We start from the raw sequence: 16,564 nt of genomic DNA, 5'->3' as shown, positions 1-16,564 counted from the left end.
CGTGCGCCACCTTGCCGCTATCGCTTCCAGGGAGATCAAGCTCGGCTTCCGGAATCCGTGGGCTTATTCGTTTATGGCATTGTTCGCTCTCTTCAGCCTGGCGCTCCTGCTCATTCAATCCCAGGCCGGCCTGGACGGATACACGAGTACGACGGGGACGATGATGAACCTGATTCTCTACCTGCTGCCTCTCATGACGATGCTTCTCGGCTCGTTCGCGTTGACCTCGGAGAAGGAGGAAGGCGGGTGGCGGCTGCTATCGTCGTTCTCGCTCCGAACCCACTCTTACATCTGGGGCAAGTACTTCGGGCTCGCCGCCGTGCTGCTTGTCATCGTCGCCTTCGGATTCGGCCTGTCCGGAATCGCGGGAGTCTTCTTCGGCCAAGGGTTCGCGCTGGCCGGCTATGGGCGGCTCCTTCTTTTCTCCGCCTTGATCGTCTTGTTGTTCCTCGGCTTGTCCGTCCTGATGGGCTCCATCTGCCGCAACCGATGGCAGGCCCTTACGTATGGAGTGGGAGTCTGGTTCTTCCTCATTCTCGGCTGGCCGACGATTCTCATCGCGGGGCTCGGCTTCCTGCCCTACGTCTGGATCAAGCCCGCCCTCGTCGCGCTGATCTTCGTGAATCCCGCGGAGCTGAACCGATTGTTCTTCGTCGTGAAGATGGGGGGCGGCTCCGTCCTGGGCCCCGAGTATTATCGATGGGTGGAATGGATCGAACGGCCGGCGGGGAGTCTTATCTTCGCGATCGTATGCCTGGCGTGGATCGTCGCGTACGTGGAATCGGCCGCTTGGCTGTGGGAACGGGGGAGAAGACGTGAGTGATCGAGTGCTGCTTGTCGAGAAGGTATCGAAATCGATCGGCCGTTCCACGCTGCTTCACTCCTGCTCGTTATCCGTCGGCCGCGGGGAGATCGTCGCCCTGTGCGGCGGCAACGGCGCCGGCAAGAGCACGCTGATCCGCATGATCGCGGGCATCTCCCGGCCGACGCAAGGCTCCATTCGGCTGGACGGCTTGTCTTGGTCGCAGGATCGAATCGGTTATGCCGACCGGATCGGCTACATGCCGGACGAATTCCAGTTCGGCTCCGCGCTGACGGCATACGAGACGCTGAGCTTCTATGCGTCCCTGCGCCGGGTCGGACGCGACCGCGTGCTCGAATTGCTGGACGAGGTCGGGCTTCTGGAAGCGCGCGGCCGCAAGGTATCCGCCTTCTCCAAGGGGATGCGCCAGAGGCTGTTGTTCGCGCAAGCGATGCTGGCCAAGCCGGCGCTGCTGCTGCTCGACGAACCGACCAACGGGCTCGATCCGCATTGGATGGAGGAGTTCGGCCGGTTGATCCGCCAGGCGGCGAGCGACGGGCAGGCGGTCGTGTTCTCGACGCACCAGTTGAACATCGCGGAATCGTACGCGGACCAAGCCCTGTTCATGGCTTCCGGCCATGTGAGGTATTCCGGGGACGTCGAGACGCTTAAGGATCAATATCGCGGCGAGGGCGGTCTGTACGGCGCCTTCCATGCGCTGGTGAAGGACTAGGAACGTTTAAATGAGGAAAAGGGGAATCGCAAATGCTGTACCGAACGATACGGACGAGGAAGCGGAAGGGGACGGCGGGGGTTCTCGCCGTTCTCTCGATTCTGCTTCTGCTGTCCGGCTGCGCCTCGTCGGGGCGCAGCCAGCCCTTGAAGTTCTCGGAGGTCTCGCTGGCGAGCGAACCGGCCGCTCCGAAGGTTAATCAGGAAGCGAAGCTGATCGTGAAGGTCGACAACGCGAGTTATGCCAAGCAGGAAGCCGAGGTGCAGCTCCAGATCAATTCGAAGAGCACTCTGCCCAGCTTGATCGACATGACCAAGACGGGAGACAACTACGAGGCGGCCTACTCGTTCCCGGCGGCGGCCGACTACACCATCACGATTCATATGTACTACGAAGACGAGCATTACTCCTTCGCCAAGCCGCTTCAAGTCGGCGAATAGCCGAGGGAATCGGAAAAGGAGCCGAGGGCCCGGAATCCGCTAGGATTCTTCCCTCCGGCTCCTTTTTTTCGCGACGCTCTTCGGGCAAACCAAGCCTCGCTACTTCTTCTCCGCCAGCCAGTTCGTGATCGTGACCAGCTCTTCCTCCGACAGCTTGCCTTCGAACTTCGGCATGCCGCCGCCGCCCTTCGCGATCTGCTTGTAGATCTGCTCCTTGGTCAGGGTCGCGCCGACCTGGCTCAGCTTCGGGCCCAGCCGGCCCTCGAGCTGGTCGCCGTGGCAGGAGAGGCAGCTGCTCTTGTAGATTCGCTCGGCCGCTTCGGCCTGAACGGGAGCATCCGGCACGACGAAGGAAGACGAAGGCTCGGCCGATTCCGAAGGCTCCTTCTCGGGCAGGGCGTAAATCAGCAGACCGACCGCGAACAGGCAGGCGACCGTGACGATTCCGCTCATGATCCATTTGTACACGCGAATTCCTCCTTGGCGGAACGGGTTAGCGATTCTCCTCGACAAGAGACCGAATGTCCTTCACGATCCGGGCGTTGTCCATCTCCGATCCCATCTCGTACACCTTCCGGATTCTCTGCTTGGAATCGACCAGGATCAAGGACGTGACGGTGTGGACGAATTGGCCGTCGCCCAGGTTCTGGACGGTCACTCCGTACCGCTTGGCCACGTCATGAGTCTGCGATTCCTCGCCCCGAAGCAGAACCCAGCCGGAGAGGTCCATCTTCATCCGCTCCGCGTACCGCCGAAGCACCTGCGGAGTATCGCGCTCGGGATCGAAGGTGACCGCCACCATCTTCACCTTGTCCCCGAACAGACCCAGCTTCTTGAGCTCGTCCTGGATCAGCACCATGTTGTACGACGTCGCCGGGCAGATATCGGGGCAGTTCGTGAAAATAAACTCCATCAGCCGCACCGATCCGGCCAGAGCCTGCGAGTCGAACGTCCGTCCGTCGACGTCCTCGAGAGTGAATTCGGGCGCGGCGCCTACGATGCCAAGACCCTTGCCGGACTTCGATTGGTCGTAAACCAAATAGGCGGCGAGCGCAAGAACCAGAGCTAGCAATAGATAAGGAAAAAGACTTCGCCTCTTTTTAACGGACATAGCTTCGCCTCCTGCCGGTAAAATCGTTCTGATTCTATCATTCCGGAGGCGAGGAGCCTATGCCTCGACCGAGTCATTTTCGCCGCGGCGGAGCAGCGTCTTCAGAACCGGCGCGTTCGCGAGCGCGATGCCGGCGACGATCGCGGCTCCGCCGAGCGCCATGTACCACTCGAGCGGCTCCCGGTAGAAGGCGACGCCGATCGCGAGGGCGATGAGCGGCGAGACGTACAGCCACGTCGAAGGGAAGACCGGATTCGTCTTTGCTACGAGCCAGTAGAAGAGCGAGTGGCCGACCATCGAGCCGGCGACGGTCAAGTACAGCCAGGAGCCGACGGAGCCGGCCGACAGCAGATCGCCCGGGCGGACCGTCTCCGTGCACAGCGACAGCAGCAGAAGCAGCACGCCCCCGGCCATCATCTGCGCGGCGTTCAGGGCGATCGGAGAGGCGTCCGGGAAGCGCCGCACGACGGTCTTGGAGTAGAGCGCTCCGGCGGAGTAGACCAGCTCCCCGGCGAGAACGGCGAGGCAGCCCGCGATCCAGCGGGCGCCGCCTGATGCCGCGAGGCTGGGCAGCACGAGCAGGACGACGCCGAGGAAGCCGACGAGGCAGCCGGCCAGCGCGAGCGCGGTCGTCCGCTGGCGGAGGAAAGCCGCCTGCATCAGCAGGATGAACAGCGGTCCGGAAGCGGACAGGACGGCGGCGATCCCGGACGAGACGTACTGTTCGGCCCAGTACAGCGCGGCGAAGGTGCCGAACGTCAAGCAGAAGCCGGTCGCGAGCGTCTCCTTGCGCAGCAGGAGCGAGAGACCGGCTTTTTTTCTCCCCGCCATCCAGACGAACAGAATAAGCCCCGCGGCGAAGAAGCGGATCCCGGCCGAGAAGAACGGGGGCGCGGAAGCGTCCATTCCGATCTTGATCGCGAGGAACGTCGTTCCGAAGATCAGGCACATTAGCGAATAACCGACGATGATCATGATGATTCCTCCCTTGATATTCGGTATGATACAGGAGGAGCAGTAGACCAGATCGGAATCGCTAGAACAGTTGGGGGGCGAATCTGGTACAATAGACGGAAAAGGAGGGGATGGGCGTGAACCGGGCTTGGGAGGAAGAAGAGGATCGGTTGCTGTACAGACGGGTATACGATTCCTTGCGGAGACGGCTCGAGTCGGGCGAATGGAGCCCTCACGACAAGCTCCCCTCCGTTCGGCAGCTGGCCGCTCGCTTCGGCGTGAACCGGCTTACGGCGCTGCGGGCTTATCGGATGCTGGCGGAAGAGAACCGGGTGTACGCCAGGGAGAAGTCGGGCTTCTACGCGAGCCCGCCGGTTCCGCTCACCGGCGCGAACGCTTCGGATTCCGGGATGGATGAGGTTGAGCCGTCGCCCTCCGGGCCGCGTCCAGGCAATCCGATGTCCGAGATTCAGAGCCTTCCGGTCGACTATCAGCTCTCGCAGGGGATCGTCGATCCGGGCCTGCTGCCGAACCTGTTCCTGTCCGAATACGTCAAGGGCGTGTTCGATCTGTATCCGAAGCTGATGGGGACGTATTCCAACCCGCAAGGGGACGAGGAGCTGCGGGAATCGGTCGCGCGCTATTTGACGAAGGATACGAGGGTTCCGCTCGCGGCGGACGATCTCGTCATTACGACGGGAGGCCAGCAGGCGATCGACCTGCTTACCCGCCTGTACGTGGGCCGAGGGGACGCGATGCTCGTGGAGCGGCCGACGTACAGCTCGGCGATCGATATTTTCCGCCAGCAGGGGGCGCGGTTCCTTCCGGTCGATATTACCCCGGCGGGGTACGACCTGGAGCGGGTGGAGGCGCTCATGAAGCTGCACAGGCCGAAGGCGTTCTATCTGAATCCGACCTACCACAACCCGACGGGCTATACGGTTCCGGCCGGGCAGCGGAAGCGGCTCGTCGAGCTGGCGGAGAGATACCGCTGCCTGCTGATCGAAGACGACTCCTTTCACGAGATGTACTTCGGGGAGCCTCCCCCGAGGCCGCTGTTCGCTTACGACACGGCGGGATGGGTCGTCCATCTGCGCAGCTTCAGCAAGTACGTCGCGCCGGGGCTCCGGGTGTGCGCCGTCGCCGGGCGGCCGGGCGTCATCCGCTCTCTCGTCACGGCCAAGTCGCTCGCCGACAACGGGACGCCGCTCGTCGGCCAGAAGCTCTTCCTGCGCTACTTCGAGTCGGAGAGGTTCGGCCGCCATCTGGAGAAGCTGCGGATCGCGATGCGGATTCGCAAGGAGACGGCGGAGAAGGAGCTGGCCGGGGGAGGCTGGACATGGGACAGCCCCAAGGGAGGGTTGAACCTGTGGGTTCGGCTTCCGGATGGATTGTCCTCGTCCGAATTGCTGGAGGAGAGCCTGCGGCAATCCGTCTCCTTCGTGCCGGGCTTGATCTGCGACCCGCTGCGGGAGACGGATACGCATCTTCGAATCAGCTACTCCTTCGTCGGCGAAGCGGTCCTGAAGGAAGGGACCCGCCGGCTGACGGAGCTGGCGCGCCGATTGGCGGAGCGGAATTCACTGGGGAGTTCATTAGGGAGGCTAATGCCATGATTCTCGTACTCTATCTCATTATCGTGAACCTCGTCGCCTTCGGACTTATGGGCAACGACAAGAGACGCGCCCAGGCGAAGAGCCGGCGCGTTCCGGAGAAAAACCTGTTCCTTGTCGCCGCGATAGGGGGCGCGCTCGGGGCGTGGATCGGAATGAAGGCGTTCCGCCATAAGACGAAGCACGCCTCGTTCACGATCGGCATCCCCGCTCTTCTGGTTCTCAACGCGCTGTGCGTCGGCTTCATTCTCGGCCTGTACCGGTTCGACTAAGCGGGAAGAGGAGGGCAGGCGATGCGGCGGCAAGGCGATTAGGCTAAGCGTTGGGGTCAAGCGATAGGGCTATGCGACAGGTATAAGAGCCAGGACTATACGATAGGTACAAGAGATAGGACTATGCGATAGGTACAAGAGATAGGACTATGCGACGACTAAGGGGCCGGACTAAGCGACCGGCGTGCCGTTCGGGACCGGCTCGTCCGGCCTCAGCAGCACGACGTCCCCTTCCTTGGGCGTTCCGCCGATGACGAGCACCTCGGAGACGTAGCCGGCGATTCGCCTCGGAGGCAGATTGACGACGGCCGCGACCTGGCGGCCGATGAGGCCTTCGGGCGAGTATCGCCGCGTGATCTGGGCGGAAGACCGCTTGATACCGAGATCGCCGAAGTCGATCTCGAGCTTGATGGCGGGCTTGCGGGCTTCCGGGAACGGCTCGGCCCGAACGACGGTGCCGATTCGAATGTCGAGGTTTGCGAAATCTTCTATGGTTGCCATGAGGAGAATAAACCTTCCTTTGCTAAGTGCTAGGTGCTAGATGCCAGGTCGATCGAATCGCCGACGGATGTCTTCTTATTGCAGGGAGTCGTCGGACTCGGAGGACGGATCGACTCCGACGACGTCGGCCAGCTGCAGGTCCGGGTTCGACGGAAGGCCGGCTTCCGAGCGCAGCGCGTCCAGCGCTTGCCGCAGGTCGCTCTCGTTCGCGAGAATATAGGGGCTCTCCCAACGCGTCTCGAGCGGAATCATCTGCGTCCGGTTCGGCTTCATCTCCCGGAAGTTCAGGATCCACGAGCGCAAGTCGTCCTCCGGAATGTCGGTCCTCACGTTGTCCCCGACGATGTCGAGCACATCCCCCCACTGGGTCATTCCTTGGAACGAGGCCAATTTGTCCACGAGCTTGGACAGCACCTGCTGCTGCCGGGCGTTGCGTTCGATGTCCGACGACTGCTGCGTGCCTTGGTTGGACTTGCGGTACCTGACGAAGTCGAGCGTCTTCTTGCCGTCGAGATCCTGCAATCCCTTCTTCAGATCGATGTCGGTGCCGTCCGCGGTGTCGCGGTACTTCATGTCTATGTCGACGTCGATCGTGAGCCCTCCGATCGCGTCCACCAGCTTGCGCAGGCCGTCGAAGTTGATGATCACCATATGGTCGATCGGGAACTGGAACAGCTCGCTGTAGAACTGCTTCGTATTCGCGATCGCCGTATCCTTGTCCTTCGTATAGAAGTAGGCGTAGAAGTAGTTCGCCTTGTGGGAGTTCATGTCCTTCGGCTTCAATTGAAGGTCCCGCGGCAGCGACAGCAGGCTGGCCGACTGCGTGGCCGGATTCAGGGCGGCGAGCATGAGCACGTCGGTGTTCAGCGTGCCTCCGCTTCCTTCCCGGTTGTCGATGCCGGCCAAGAGGAACGTCAGCGGCCGTCTCGAGCCGTCGCCGGAGGCGCTCACCTCCGGGCTGCCGCTCGCGGAAGGCGAGGGAGAAGCCGAGACGGACGGCGACGGCTGTTCGGGAGCGGCGATCTTGTGAAGGGCGTTATCCGCTTTGAAATATAGGTAGCCGGCGTAGCATCCGGCGGCGAGAACGATCGCGCTGAAGGCGGCGCAGGCGACGAGAAGAGCTCTGCGCAGCTTCTTGTTCTGGCGTAACGGGTTCATGGGCATCCTCCGATCCGAAGTCTTCTTCTATTTTATTCAAATCCGTCAAGCGATTAAAGAAAAAATTTCCACAGAATTAGACGGAAAACCTCGGATTCCGGTTGCAAAAACTAGGTAGAAGGAAATTGTTATGATAAACTAGCGCTATGTACCTAACATGGGCTAACGAAGGAGAGAGGACAATGAGCGGCTCGATTCGTCATATGGTCATTTTCAATTTGAAGCATCCGAAGGGATCTCCCGAAGCGGAGCGGTTCCTCAGCGACGGCAAGCGGATTCTGACGTCGATCCCGACGGTGAGGAATTTCGGCGTGTTCGACCAGACAAGCGCGAAGAACGACTACGATTACGGCTTCTCGATGGACTTCGCGAGCCAGGCCGACTACGACGCGTACAACGCGCATCCGGCTCACGTCGGGTTCGTGGAGGAGCGCTGGAAGACGGAAGTGGAGCGGTTCCTGGAGATCGACTTCGAAGAGAAGGAATAAGGAGAGAAGGGGAGAGGACCAGCGATGAAGATCGATCTGACGGGGCGCACGGCGCTCGTCACCGGCGCGACCGGGGAGCTCGGCCGGGTCATGGCTCTGACGCTGGCGGGCTGCGGCGCCGACCTGGCGCTGCATTACCGGAGCAACGAGTCGAAGGCGGCGGAGCTAACGGCGGCCGTCGAAGCGCTCGGGCGCCGCGCCGTCGCGGTGCAAGCCGACGTCACGAAGCAGGACTCGGTGCTTGGGATGAAGAAGGAGATCGCGGACCGGCTCGGCGCCGTCGACATCGTCGTCGCCAACGCGGTCGTGCAGTACCAGTGGACGTCCGTGCTGGAGCAGGCGCCCGAGGACTACGCGAGCCAATTCGAGTCGTGCGTCATGCAGAGCGTCTATCTGGCGAAGGCGTTCATTCCGGACATGATCGCGAAGAAGCACGGCCGGTTCATCGGCATCAACACCGAATGCTCCATGCAGAACTTCCCGACCCAATCCGCCTACGTGGCCGGCAAGCGGGGAATGGACGGCGTGTACCGGGTGCTCGCGAAGGAAGTCGGAGAGCATCAGATTACCGTCAACCAGGTCGCTCCGGGATGGACGATCAGCGAGCGGGACCGGGAGAACGGGACCGAGCGGAGCGAAGCGTACGAGAGCGCCGTGCCCCTGAAGCGGCGCGGCACCGACCAGGAGATCGCGAACGTCGTCGCGTTCCTCGCGTCCGGCCTCTCGAGCTTCATTACGGGCGCGTACATTCCCGTCAGCGGCGGCAACGTCATGCCGTCGATCTGATTTTATTTTTAGCCAAGCCTCGGCCTTATGCGCCGGGGTTTTTATTTTCTTTCGACTGCTCCGTTCACTAAGGTCAATAAAACGTAACGGACACCACGGCCGTTAAAGACGCCGAATTCGCCTTTTTCGTTTTGTAACGGACACAGATGCGCTTATTTCTCAGAAAACGACTATTTTGACCGTCTGCCGAGCCATTAAGGGTTGTGGTGTCCGTTCCATTTTCAAAATGGCCGTATTTCGCGAATTAGCGGCCGTGCCGTCCGTTAGGATGGCGGCTTGCCAGGAGGAGATTGCGATGACCGGGAGTGCCTTTGTATGCGGATGGCGGATGGGGCAGTCGTCGATTCCCGTTTTGATAACGTCTGCCGATAATAAGCGCCGTGTCGTCCGTAATACCCAAGGAATCGAAGGCGCCAGGTATGGCTGGGGGAATTGGTTCGGAGAGTTCGAGAAGGGCTGCAGCCGTAACCGCAATCGCAAGATCGCATTCGTATTCGCAGTCGCAATCGCAATCGCATTTGTCCCTGTCCCATCTCCGTTTCTACAAAAAAACCGAGAACCCCCCGCCTCGCGAGGCGGGGGGGTTGCTTCTAAGCGGAGCGCTCGCGAGCGAACCGTCTCTGCTTCCATTGGCGGACGAGCACGCCGTGCTTCGGGCTGAGCAGCAGCGCCAGCAGGAACATCGCCCCCGCGACGCACACCATGCTTCCCGAGATGGAAGCGTCAAGGACTCGCGCCACGTAGTAGCCAGCGACCGCGCTGCCGCACCCGACGAGCGCGCTGTAGCCGATCATCCGGCTGAGCGAGTCGGTCAGCAGATACGCCGTCGCGGGCGGTACGACGAGCATCCCGACGACGAGAATGGCGCCTACGCTCTCGAAGGAGGCCACCGTGCTCACGGAGACGAGGCCCATGAGCAGGTAATGGAACAACGCGACGGGAATGCCGACCGCGGCCGCCAGCGCCGGGTCGAAGGCGCACAGCTTGAATTGCTTGAAGAACGCGCCAACGATCAAGACGATCAGCAGCAGGGCGAGTCCGATGCCCCAGACGGCCTTCGGACCGATGTCCGTCCCGCCGATCTCGATCGTATTCCAGGGAACGTAGGCGATCTCCCCGTACAGGACGCAGTCCAGATCCAGGTCGATGTCCCTCGTGTACAGGCTGACCAGAATGACCCCGACCGCGAAGAGGGCGGTGAATACGACGCCGATCGAGGCGTCCGACTGCACGCCGCTCCGATGCAGCCATTGAATGAGGAAGACGGTGACGAGGCCGAGGGCCGCGGCTCCGAGCAGCATGAACAGGGAATCGCGGGAGCCGCTCAGAAGGAATGCGATGACGATGCCGGGCAGCACCGAATGGCTGATCGCGTCGCCGATCATCGCCATCTTCCTCAGCACGAGGAAGCAGCCGACGATGCCGCAGCTCGCGGCGACGAGCGCCCCGGTCAGAATAATCCAGAACGTGCTCATAATGCTTGCTCCCCCCGTTCCGTCCGCAGGCGTTCCGTCTCGCTCTCCCGGGCGAGCCGGCTGCGGGCCATCGCCCGGATGACCCGCTTGGCGACGATTCCCCGCTTCGGCGCCGCGACGACGGAGATTCCGAAGATGGCGGTGCAAGCCAGAACGGTCAGCGGTCCCGTCGGCAGGTTGTTGCCGCTCGCGCTAATCCAGGTGCCGGCGATTCCGCTCAGCGCGCCGAACAAGCCCGAGAGGACGACCATGACGCCCAGCTTCTCCGTCCAATATCGGGCCGAGACGGCCGGCGTGATGAGGAGGGCGGCCATGAGCACGACGCCGACGGCTTGAATGCCGGCGACGACCGCGACGACGAGAAGCAGCATGACGAGCTGGTCGAGCAGGACGGTCGGATAGCCGACGCCCCGGGCGAAGCCGGGGTCGAAGCTGAGCAGCTTGAACTCTTTGAACAGCAGGGCGCAAGCGCCGATCAGGACGGCCGAGATGACGGCCATCGTAATGACGTCGGACCGGACCATGGACGCGGCCTGCCCGAACAGGAACTTGTCGAGCCCGCTCTGGTTGCCGCTGCCGCTGTGCTGAATTCGCGTCAAGAGCACGATGCCGAGCCCGAAGAACACGGACAGCACGATGGCGAGGGCGGCGTCCGGCTTGATTCGGCTGTGGCGGGTCATGAAGCCGATTCCGTATGTCGCCGCGACGCCCGCGACCGCGGCGCCGATCAGGAACAGGCCGATCGACTTCGACCCGCTCAGCATGAACGCGATGCACACGCCGGGCAGCGCGGCGTGGGACAGGGCGTCACCCATCAGCGCCTGCTTGCGCAGATAGGCGAAGCTGCCGATGACTCCGCCGCCGATGCCCAGCAGCATGCTGCCGAGCAGAATCCACCGGGCGTTCGGATCGGATAGCAGTTGCAGCCAGTCGAACACGGGAAAACCTCCTCTAACCGAGAATAAGAGCGGAGCGTTCGTCGCGGCCGAGCAAGGTCAGCTTGCCCCCGTACGCCGTCTGGAGATGCTCCGGCGTGAACGTCCGCTCCACCGGACCGAAGGCGACGATCGTCTCGTTCAGGAGCATCAGCCAATCGAAGTACTCCTCTACCGTCGCCAGATCGTGATGGACGACCAGAACCGTCTTGCCTTGCTCCTTCAACTCGCCGAGCAGCGCGACGATCGCCTTCTCCGTGGCGGCGTCGACGCCGACGAACGGTTCGTCCATGAAGTAGAGGTCGGCGTCCTGGGCGAGCGCCCGGGCGAGGAAGATCCGCTGCTGCTGGCCTCCCGACAGCTGGCTGATCTGCCGGTCGGCGTAAGCCGACATGCCGACTTTGTCCAGGCATTCCATCGCGATCGCCCGCTCCTTGCGGCCGGGGCGGCGGAACCAGCCGAGGTGTCCGTACCGCCCCATCATGACGACGTCCAAGGCGTTCGTCGGGAAGTCCCAATCCACCGACTCCCTCTGCGGCACGTAGCCGACCCTTCTCCGCTGCCGGGCGTAGGGCTCGCCGTAGATGGACACTTCTCCGCAGAGACGGGGGATGAGGCCGAGGGTCGCCTTGATCAGGGTAGACTTGCCGGCCCCGTTCGGGCCGACGATGCCGATCAGCTTGCCTTCGGGAGCCTCGAACTCGATATCCCGCAGCACGGGCTTCTTCCGGTAAGCGACCGATAGATTGCGTATCGTTAACGGGCTGGGCTTCATAACGCCATTCCTCCTTGTGTGCCGGGACGCGCCCGCGCGGCTACTTGAGCGCCGCGACGATCGTGTCCACGTTATGGCGAACCATGCCGATATAAGTGCCCTCCGGCGTCCCTTCTTCTCCCATGGCGTCCGAGAACAGCTCCCCGCCGATCTTCAGGTCGTGGCCCTTCTCCTTGGCACCCTGGATGACGGCGTCGATCGCCTTGCGCGGGACGCTCGACTCGATGAACACCGCCTTGATCTTGTTCTCCACGAGGTAGTCCCGCAGGTCGGTCACGTCCTTCGTGCCGGCTTCCGAAGCCGTGCTGATGCCTTGCAGGCCCATGACCTTGACGCCGTAAGCGTCGCCGAAGTATCCGAAGGCGTCGTGCGCGGTCACGAGCACGCGGCTCTCCTCCGGAAGGGTCCCGATCTTCTCGGCGACTTCTTCATGGAGATCGCGCAGCTTCCCGAGATACGCTTCCGCGTTGGCCCGGTAATCGGCCGCATGCTCCGGATCGAGCTCCGACAGCGCATCCCGGATCGCTTCGGTCGCCGTCATCCAATGGCGGACGTCGAACCAGATGTGGGGATCGTATTCGGTCTGCATCTGCGAGCCGGAACGAAGCTTGCTTCGGTCGATCGGGTCGGAGACCGCGACGACGCGCTTCTTCTTGCCCATGTTCTCGAGGATGTCGACCATCTTGCCTTCCAGATGAAGCCCGTTGTAGAAAATGATATCGGCACCGTCCAGCTTGGCGATGTCTCCTTCGGAAGCCTTGAACAGATGGGGGTCGACGCCCGCCTTCATGAGGCCCGTCACTTGCACGTGTTCCCCGCCGACCTCGCCCGCGACGTCCGCGATCATCCCGATCGTCGCCGTCGCCTTGAGCTTCCCGGCGTCGCCCGACGAAGAGGACGACCGTTCGCCGCAAGCCGTCAATGCGGCGGCGAGGCAGCCGGCGATCAGGACGAGGGCGGCGCCCCGTACGGCACGCCTCCGTCTTTGCGAAGCACGAATGAACATCCTTCCACTCTCCTTCTACGGATCTATTGTTTCCCTGACAAAACTATGTTTCCCGCAGGCAACATTCGGAGTAAAAAAAGAAGGGCTAAAACTTTTCTGTTACCCACAATATTATCCTATACCAAAAATATTGCGTGTACAACAATTATTTTACCTGGGGCAAAACTCGAACTTTCTTTTTGCATAAGCGCGGCCTATAATCAGGATCGAAAGACTAGCAGGCTTAACTCTTCTTGCCGGGGAGCGGATGAAGTGAACACATTTTATCAGATGAACACGATCTTCATCAGCATGGTCATGGAGGCCATTCCGTTCGTGCTGGTAGGCGTTCTGATCTCGGGGCTTATTCAGACGTTCGTGACGGAGCGGTGGATCTCCCGGATCGTGCCGTCCAACCGCTACTTATCGTCCGCGTTCGGCTGCGGCATCGGCGTCCTGTTCCCGTCGTGCGAATGCGGCATCGTCCCGATCACGCGGCGGCTTATTCTGAAGGGCATGCCGCTCCATGCGGGCATCGCGTTCATGCTGACCGGCCCGATCATCAACCCGATCGTGCTGTTCGCCACCTATATCGCGTTCGGGGACGATTGGAGGATGGTCGCCATACGCGGAGGGATGGCGATCGCGGTCGCCTTCTGCGTCTCCATCGCCATCTCGTACTTGTACCCGAAGGCGCCGTTCCGGCAGACGTACGCCCCGGTCGCGGCCGCCGTCGAGCCGGGGCTCGCGGATCCGGCTCCCGCCCCCGCGCGTCCGACCGTCGCGGCGAGAATCAACGAGACGATCGTCCACGCGATCGACGAGTTTTTCTCCGTCGGCAAATACCTGGTCGTTGGAGCATTCGTAGCGGCCGCGTTGCAGACGTACGTGCCGACCTCGACGCTGCTTCAGCTTGGCAGCAATCCCGTCACCGCTTCGCTCGTCATGATCGCGCTGGCGTTCGTCATCTCGCTGTGCTCGGAGGCGGACGCCTTCATCGCGGCGTCGTTCCGGAGCACCTTCAACGCGGGGGCTCTGTCGGCGTTCCTCGTGTTCGGCCCGATGATCGACATCAAGAATACGCTGATGCTGCTCGGGACGTACCGCGGCCGGTTCGTGGCGATTCTGATCGGGCTGGTCGCCGCGTTCACGCTGCTCGGATCCTTGGTCGTGGGGAGGTTGTTCGGATGATCCGGTTCGCTATTTTGCTCGGATTCGCTTTTATGTTTTTCCTGCTGCACTATACCGGAGACATTAACAAGTACATCAACATGAAATATTCCTATCTGTCGATCAGCGCTATCGTGCTTCTGGCGTTCCTCAGCCTCTACGACTTCGTGCGCGGATATCGGCAGGACCTCGCGGAGGAGAAGCGGGCGGCCGAGGAGAAGATGAGGAAGGAGAGGGAGGCGGGGCTAACGGGCGGCGGAGAAAAGGATAGTCATCTCGATTGCGGCCATGATTCCGTCCACGAACATCAACACGACCATCAAGAGGATGTCGTTACCGGTCACGGCCATCGCGGCCACGCGCACGATCACGACCACGGCGCGTTCGGTCACTCCCATGAGCCGTCCTCCAAGTGGAAGCGTTACGCGGGCTATGCCATCTTGCTTTTCCCGATATTCACCGGCATCTTCCTTCCCGTCAAGACGCTCGACTCCAGCTTCGTCGCCGCCAAGGGCTTCTCCTTCCCCACGCTGGAGCAGGACGTGAAGAACAATCCGGGGTTCCACCAGTTCCTCCGCCCGGACACGAGCGTGTTCTACAGCAAGGAAGGCTACGACGCGGTCAAAAGCAAAGAGAAAAACGAGTTCGCCGCCCAATCCGAGGTCGTCCTGAACGACGATAACTTCATGAAGGGGATGGAAGTCCTCTACAATTATCCGAGCTCCTTCATGGGCAAGGCCATCTCCTTCGAAGGGTTCGCCTACAAAGGGCGGCAGGTGGACGGCGACCACTACTTCGTGTTCCGTTTCGGGTTCATCCACTGCGTCGCGGATTCCGGCGTGTTCGGCATGCTCGCCGACTTCCCGGACGGCACGGAGCTTAAGAACGACGATTGGGTGAGCGTCAAGGGGAAGCTAACCTGGGAGTACTATCAGCCTCTTAAGGCGACGATTCCGGTGCTGCAGGTGTCCTCGTGGTCCCGCATCGACGCCCCTAAGGAGCCGTACGTGTACCGGAACTTCTGACCCCTCGCCGACCGGACGGCGCGCGGCGCGTCTGGACGGCGCCTGGCGAATTTGTCAGGGGGGGCCGTATGGCATCCGGCGGCTCCGGCGAAGGGGTCCTTATGGCATCCGGCGACTCCGGCGAAGGGGGCGTATGGCATCCGGCGAATCCGGCGCGTCCGTTAGAGGCAAACATGGCGATTAGCCGAACCAGACGAGCAAGCTGACCATGATCAGGAGCCCGACGATGAAGGAGAACGTGGCCGCTCTCTCATGCCCATGGCCGTGCGTCTCCGGAATGAGCTCCTTGTAGACGATAAACAGCATGGCGCCGGCGGCGAAGGCGAGCCCGTAGGGGAGAACCGACTCGATGGAGCTCGTGAGGCGATAACCGAGAAGCGTGGCCAGCCACTCGATGGCGCCGGTCGTCAGAGACACGGCGATGGCGATGCCGGGGCGCACGCCCTGGTTGGCGAGGAACAGCGCGATGAGCAATCCCTCGGGCGCGTTCTGCAGGCCGATCGAGAGCGCGACGACGTTGCCCAGGTCGTCGATCCGGCTCGCGTAGCCGATGCCGATGGACAGCCCTTCCGGCAGGTTGTGAAGGGACATCGCCGCGATCAGCAGGAGCGATTTGGGATCCAGTCCGCCCGCTCCTTCGAGGAACCGGACGTCGGCGTGCGGAAGAACGCCTTCCAGCACGCTGAGGGTTAGCGCCCCGAGCAGGACTCCCGCGCACAAGACGAACAGATTGGACAGCTTGAGGGCGTAGGGCATCAGCCCGTAGACCGAAGCGGCGACCATGATTCCCGCCGTCAGCGCCAGCAGGATGTCCATCAGGCGATGCGACAGCCTGCGGAACAGCAGAACCGGCACCGCCCCCGCCCCGGTGGAAGCCGCCGACAGCAGCCCTCCCCACATCATCTCGTTCATGAACAACCTCCGTCGGTTTCGTTATTCCACGTATATGTACAACCCCCGCCTCGCAGAAGGGCAATCCGGAAGGAAGAGCGGCACGATAGGCAAGAAACTTCCATTGGCCAATCACATTGGGTTCCTATCGCGACAGCGATCGCATCGGGAAGAAGTTCCTTGGGGAATAACCGGGGCCCGCCAGCAAAATCTCGCCGTCGGTGCGGGTTCCGTCGTAGGCAGGCAGGCAGGCAGGCAGGCAGGCAGGCAGGTGGGCAGGTGGGCGGGCGTACTAAACTTGTGCGATTTTTCGAATAGCATCGTCGAAATAAGCCGTGTAGATGAGTTTTAGCGTGAAAAGAAGTCTCACCTACTGGAGGTCTAAAAAAGGGCAGACTTATCCCTTGGTAGAAATGGCGATTTTTAAGCGGGGCGGCCTTCGGTATTTGA

General features: G+C 61.8%; 19 protein-coding genes. 9 read left to right on the top strand and 10 right to left on the bottom strand.

Going from position 1 to position 16,564, the window contains the following annotated elements:
- The first annotated feature begins 1 nt into the window (after window position 1).
- Genes H7B90_RS24165 through H7B90_RS24155 form a run of 3 tightly spaced genes read left to right on the top strand, consistent with a single transcriptional unit; the run spans window position 2 to window position 1,975 of the window.
- Window positions 2–823: an ABC transporter permease gene (locus tag H7B90_RS24165; protein ID WP_185138459.1), complete on the top strand. Its 822-nt coding sequence runs from the start codon at window positions 2–4 to the stop codon at window positions 821–823.
- Window positions 816–1,535, top strand: coding sequence for an ABC transporter ATP-binding protein (locus H7B90_RS24160; RefSeq protein WP_185138458.1), 720 nt, complete (start codon window positions 816–818; stop codon window positions 1,533–1,535). The genes H7B90_RS24165 and H7B90_RS24160 overlap by 8 nt, the downstream gene beginning before the upstream one ends.
- Window positions 1,536–1,567: 32 nt before the next feature.
- On the top strand, window positions 1,568–1,975 hold the full coding sequence (locus tag H7B90_RS24155) for a hypothetical protein (RefSeq protein ID WP_185138457.1): 408 nt from the start codon (window positions 1,568–1,570) through the stop codon (window positions 1,973–1,975).
- 99 nt (window positions 1,976–2,074) lie between these two features.
- Here H7B90_RS24155 and H7B90_RS24150 read toward each other — a convergent pair whose 3' ends face one another.
- The 3 genes from H7B90_RS24150 to H7B90_RS24140 are packed head-to-tail and all read right to left on the bottom strand — an operon-like array spanning window position 2,075 to window position 4,061.
- Window positions 2,075–2,443, bottom strand: a complete 369-nt coding sequence (locus H7B90_RS24150; RefSeq protein ID WP_185138456.1) for a c-type cytochrome — start codon at window positions 2,441–2,443, stop codon at window positions 2,075–2,077.
- Between the two features lie 25 nt (window positions 2,444–2,468).
- Window positions 2,469–3,086, bottom strand: a complete 618-nt coding sequence (locus tag H7B90_RS24145; protein ID WP_185138455.1) for an SCO family protein — start codon at window positions 3,084–3,086, stop codon at window positions 2,469–2,471.
- A 57-nt stretch (window positions 3,087–3,143) separates the two neighbouring features.
- The gene (locus tag H7B90_RS24140; protein WP_185138454.1) at window positions 3,144–4,061 is read right to left on the bottom strand and encodes a DMT family transporter; all 918 of its coding nucleotides are present in this window, start codon (window positions 4,059–4,061) and stop codon (window positions 3,144–3,146) included.
- 116 nt (window positions 4,062–4,177) lie between these two features.
- Between H7B90_RS24140 and H7B90_RS24135 the strand changes: the two genes are divergently transcribed.
- Both H7B90_RS24135 and H7B90_RS24130 read left to right on the top strand, forming a co-directional pair.
- The gene (locus H7B90_RS24135; RefSeq protein ID WP_311772800.1) at window positions 4,178–5,656 is read left to right on the top strand and encodes an aminotransferase-like domain-containing protein; all 1,479 of its coding nucleotides are present in this window, start codon (window positions 4,178–4,180) and stop codon (window positions 5,654–5,656) included.
- Entirely contained in the window at window positions 5,653–5,925 is a 273-nt protein-coding gene (locus H7B90_RS24130; protein ID WP_185138452.1) for a DUF1294 domain-containing protein, read from the top strand. Before H7B90_RS24135 ends, H7B90_RS24130 begins: the two co-directional genes overlap by 4 nt.
- Before the next feature lie 171 nt (window positions 5,926–6,096).
- Here the strand turns inward: H7B90_RS24130 and csaA are convergent, their stop codons facing one another.
- Together csaA and H7B90_RS24120 are read right to left on the bottom strand one after the other, a co-directional pair.
- Complete coding sequence (gene csaA, locus H7B90_RS24125) at window positions 6,097–6,426, bottom strand: chaperone CsaA (RefSeq protein ID WP_185138451.1); 330 nt, start codon at window positions 6,424–6,426, stop codon at window positions 6,097–6,099.
- 75 nt (window positions 6,427–6,501) lie between these two features.
- Window positions 6,502–7,584 (bottom strand): LCP family protein, encoded by a 1,083-nt coding sequence (locus H7B90_RS24120; RefSeq protein WP_185138450.1) that lies wholly within the window; start codon window positions 7,582–7,584, stop codon window positions 6,502–6,504.
- 182 nt (window positions 7,585–7,766) lie between these two features.
- Between H7B90_RS24120 and H7B90_RS24115 the strand changes: the two genes are divergently transcribed.
- Both H7B90_RS24115 and H7B90_RS24110 read left to right on the top strand, forming a co-directional pair.
- Entirely contained in the window at window positions 7,767–8,072 is a 306-nt protein-coding gene (locus H7B90_RS24115) for a Dabb family protein (protein WP_260411183.1), read from the top strand.
- A gap of 24 nt (window positions 8,073–8,096) precedes the next feature.
- On the top strand, window positions 8,097–8,858 hold the full coding sequence (locus H7B90_RS24110) for an SDR family NAD(P)-dependent oxidoreductase (RefSeq protein WP_185138449.1): 762 nt from the start codon (window positions 8,097–8,099) through the stop codon (window positions 8,856–8,858).
- Between the two features lie 590 nt (window positions 8,859–9,448).
- Here the strand turns inward: H7B90_RS24110 and H7B90_RS24105 are convergent.
- The 4 genes from H7B90_RS24105 to H7B90_RS24090 form a co-directional block, all read right to left on the bottom strand.
- A complete protein-coding gene (locus tag H7B90_RS24105) occupies window positions 9,449–10,333 on the bottom strand; it encodes a metal ABC transporter permease (RefSeq protein WP_185138448.1) in 885 nt (294 codons plus the stop codon).
- Window positions 10,330–11,211: a metal ABC transporter permease gene (locus H7B90_RS24100; protein WP_221482147.1), complete on the bottom strand. Its 882-nt coding sequence runs from the start codon at window positions 11,209–11,211 to the stop codon at window positions 10,330–10,332. Before H7B90_RS24100 ends, H7B90_RS24105 begins: the two co-directional genes overlap by 4 nt.
- Before the next feature lie 73 nt (window positions 11,212–11,284).
- Window positions 11,285–12,043 (bottom strand): metal ABC transporter ATP-binding protein, encoded by a 759-nt coding sequence (locus H7B90_RS24095; protein ID WP_185138446.1) that lies wholly within the window; start codon window positions 12,041–12,043, stop codon window positions 11,285–11,287.
- A 40-nt stretch (window positions 12,044–12,083) separates the two neighbouring features.
- On the bottom strand, window positions 12,084–13,049 hold the full coding sequence (locus H7B90_RS24090) for a metal ABC transporter solute-binding protein, Zn/Mn family (protein ID WP_185138445.1): 966 nt from the start codon (window positions 13,047–13,049) through the stop codon (window positions 12,084–12,086).
- A gap of 270 nt (window positions 13,050–13,319) precedes the next feature.
- On the opposite strand from H7B90_RS24090, the gene H7B90_RS24085 reads away from it, so the two are divergent.
- Together H7B90_RS24085 and H7B90_RS24080 are read left to right on the top strand one after the other, a co-directional pair.
- On the top strand, window positions 13,320–14,219 hold the full coding sequence (locus H7B90_RS24085; protein WP_185138484.1) for a permease: 900 nt from the start codon (window positions 13,320–13,322) through the stop codon (window positions 14,217–14,219).
- A complete protein-coding gene (locus H7B90_RS24080; RefSeq protein WP_185138444.1) occupies window positions 14,216–15,223 on the top strand; it encodes a TIGR03943 family putative permease subunit in 1,008 nt (335 codons plus the stop codon). Before H7B90_RS24085 ends, H7B90_RS24080 begins: the two co-directional genes overlap by 4 nt.
- Window positions 15,224–15,403: 180 nt before the next feature.
- Here the strand turns inward: H7B90_RS24080 and H7B90_RS24075 are convergent, their stop codons facing one another.
- Window positions 15,404–16,135: a ZIP family metal transporter gene (locus H7B90_RS24075; protein ID WP_185138443.1), complete on the bottom strand. Its 732-nt coding sequence runs from the start codon at window positions 16,133–16,135 to the stop codon at window positions 15,404–15,406.
- Window positions 16,136–16,564: the final 429 nt, after the last annotated feature.

Source organism: Cohnella xylanilytica (assembly GCF_014212175.1).
Classification (GTDB): domain Bacteria; phylum Bacillota; class Bacilli; order Paenibacillales; family Paenibacillaceae; genus Cohnella; species Cohnella xylanilytica.
The sequence above is the reverse complement of the archived record's forward strand: the minus strand, read 5'-3'. Positions and strand labels throughout refer to the sequence as shown.

What these genes read in the sequence shown, in the direction of transcription:
- H7B90_RS24155 (WP_185138457.1), top strand. Translation starts at nt 1,568, where the DNA reads ATGCTGTACCGAACGATACGGACGAGGAAGCGGAAGGGGACGGCGGGG.
- H7B90_RS24145 (WP_185138455.1), bottom strand. Translation starts at nt 3,086, where the DNA reads ATGTCCGTTAAAAAGAGGCGAAGTCTTTTTCCTTATCTATTGCTAGCT.
- H7B90_RS24075 (WP_185138443.1), bottom strand. Translation starts at nt 16,135, where the DNA reads ATGAACGAGATGATGTGGGGAGGGCTGCTGTCGGCGGCTTCCACCGGG.
- H7B90_RS24080 (WP_185138444.1), top strand. Translation starts at nt 14,216, where the DNA reads ATGATCCGGTTCGCTATTTTGCTCGGATTCGCTTTTATGTTTTTCCTG.
- csaA (WP_185138451.1), bottom strand. Translation starts at nt 6,426, where the DNA reads ATGGCAACCATAGAAGATTTCGCAAACCTCGACATTCGAATCGGCACC.
- H7B90_RS24100 (WP_221482147.1), bottom strand. Translation starts at nt 11,211, where the DNA reads ATGCTGCTGGGCATCGGCGGCGGAGTCATCGGCAGCTTCGCCTATCTG.
- H7B90_RS24110 (WP_185138449.1), top strand. Translation starts at nt 8,097, where the DNA reads ATGAAGATCGATCTGACGGGGCGCACGGCGCTCGTCACCGGCGCGACC.
- H7B90_RS24085 (WP_185138484.1), top strand. Translation starts at nt 13,320, where the DNA reads ATGAACACGATCTTCATCAGCATGGTCATGGAGGCCATTCCGTTCGTG.
- H7B90_RS24120 (WP_185138450.1), bottom strand. Translation starts at nt 7,584, where the DNA reads ATGAACCCGTTACGCCAGAACAAGAAGCTGCGCAGAGCTCTTCTCGTC.
- H7B90_RS24140 (WP_185138454.1), bottom strand. Translation starts at nt 4,061, where the DNA reads ATGATCATCGTCGGTTATTCGCTAATGTGCCTGATCTTCGGAACGACG.
- H7B90_RS24105 (WP_185138448.1), bottom strand. Translation starts at nt 10,333, where the DNA reads ATGAGCACGTTCTGGATTATTCTGACCGGGGCGCTCGTCGCCGCGAGC.
- H7B90_RS24095 (WP_185138446.1), bottom strand. Translation starts at nt 12,043, where the DNA reads ATGAAGCCCAGCCCGTTAACGATACGCAATCTATCGGTCGCTTACCGG.
- H7B90_RS24130 (WP_185138452.1), top strand. Translation starts at nt 5,653, where the DNA reads ATGATTCTCGTACTCTATCTCATTATCGTGAACCTCGTCGCCTTCGGA.
- H7B90_RS24115 (WP_260411183.1), top strand. Translation starts at nt 7,767, where the DNA reads ATGAGCGGCTCGATTCGTCATATGGTCATTTTCAATTTGAAGCATCCG.
- H7B90_RS24090 (WP_185138445.1), bottom strand. Translation starts at nt 13,049, where the DNA reads ATGTTCATTCGTGCTTCGCAAAGACGGAGGCGTGCCGTACGGGGCGCC.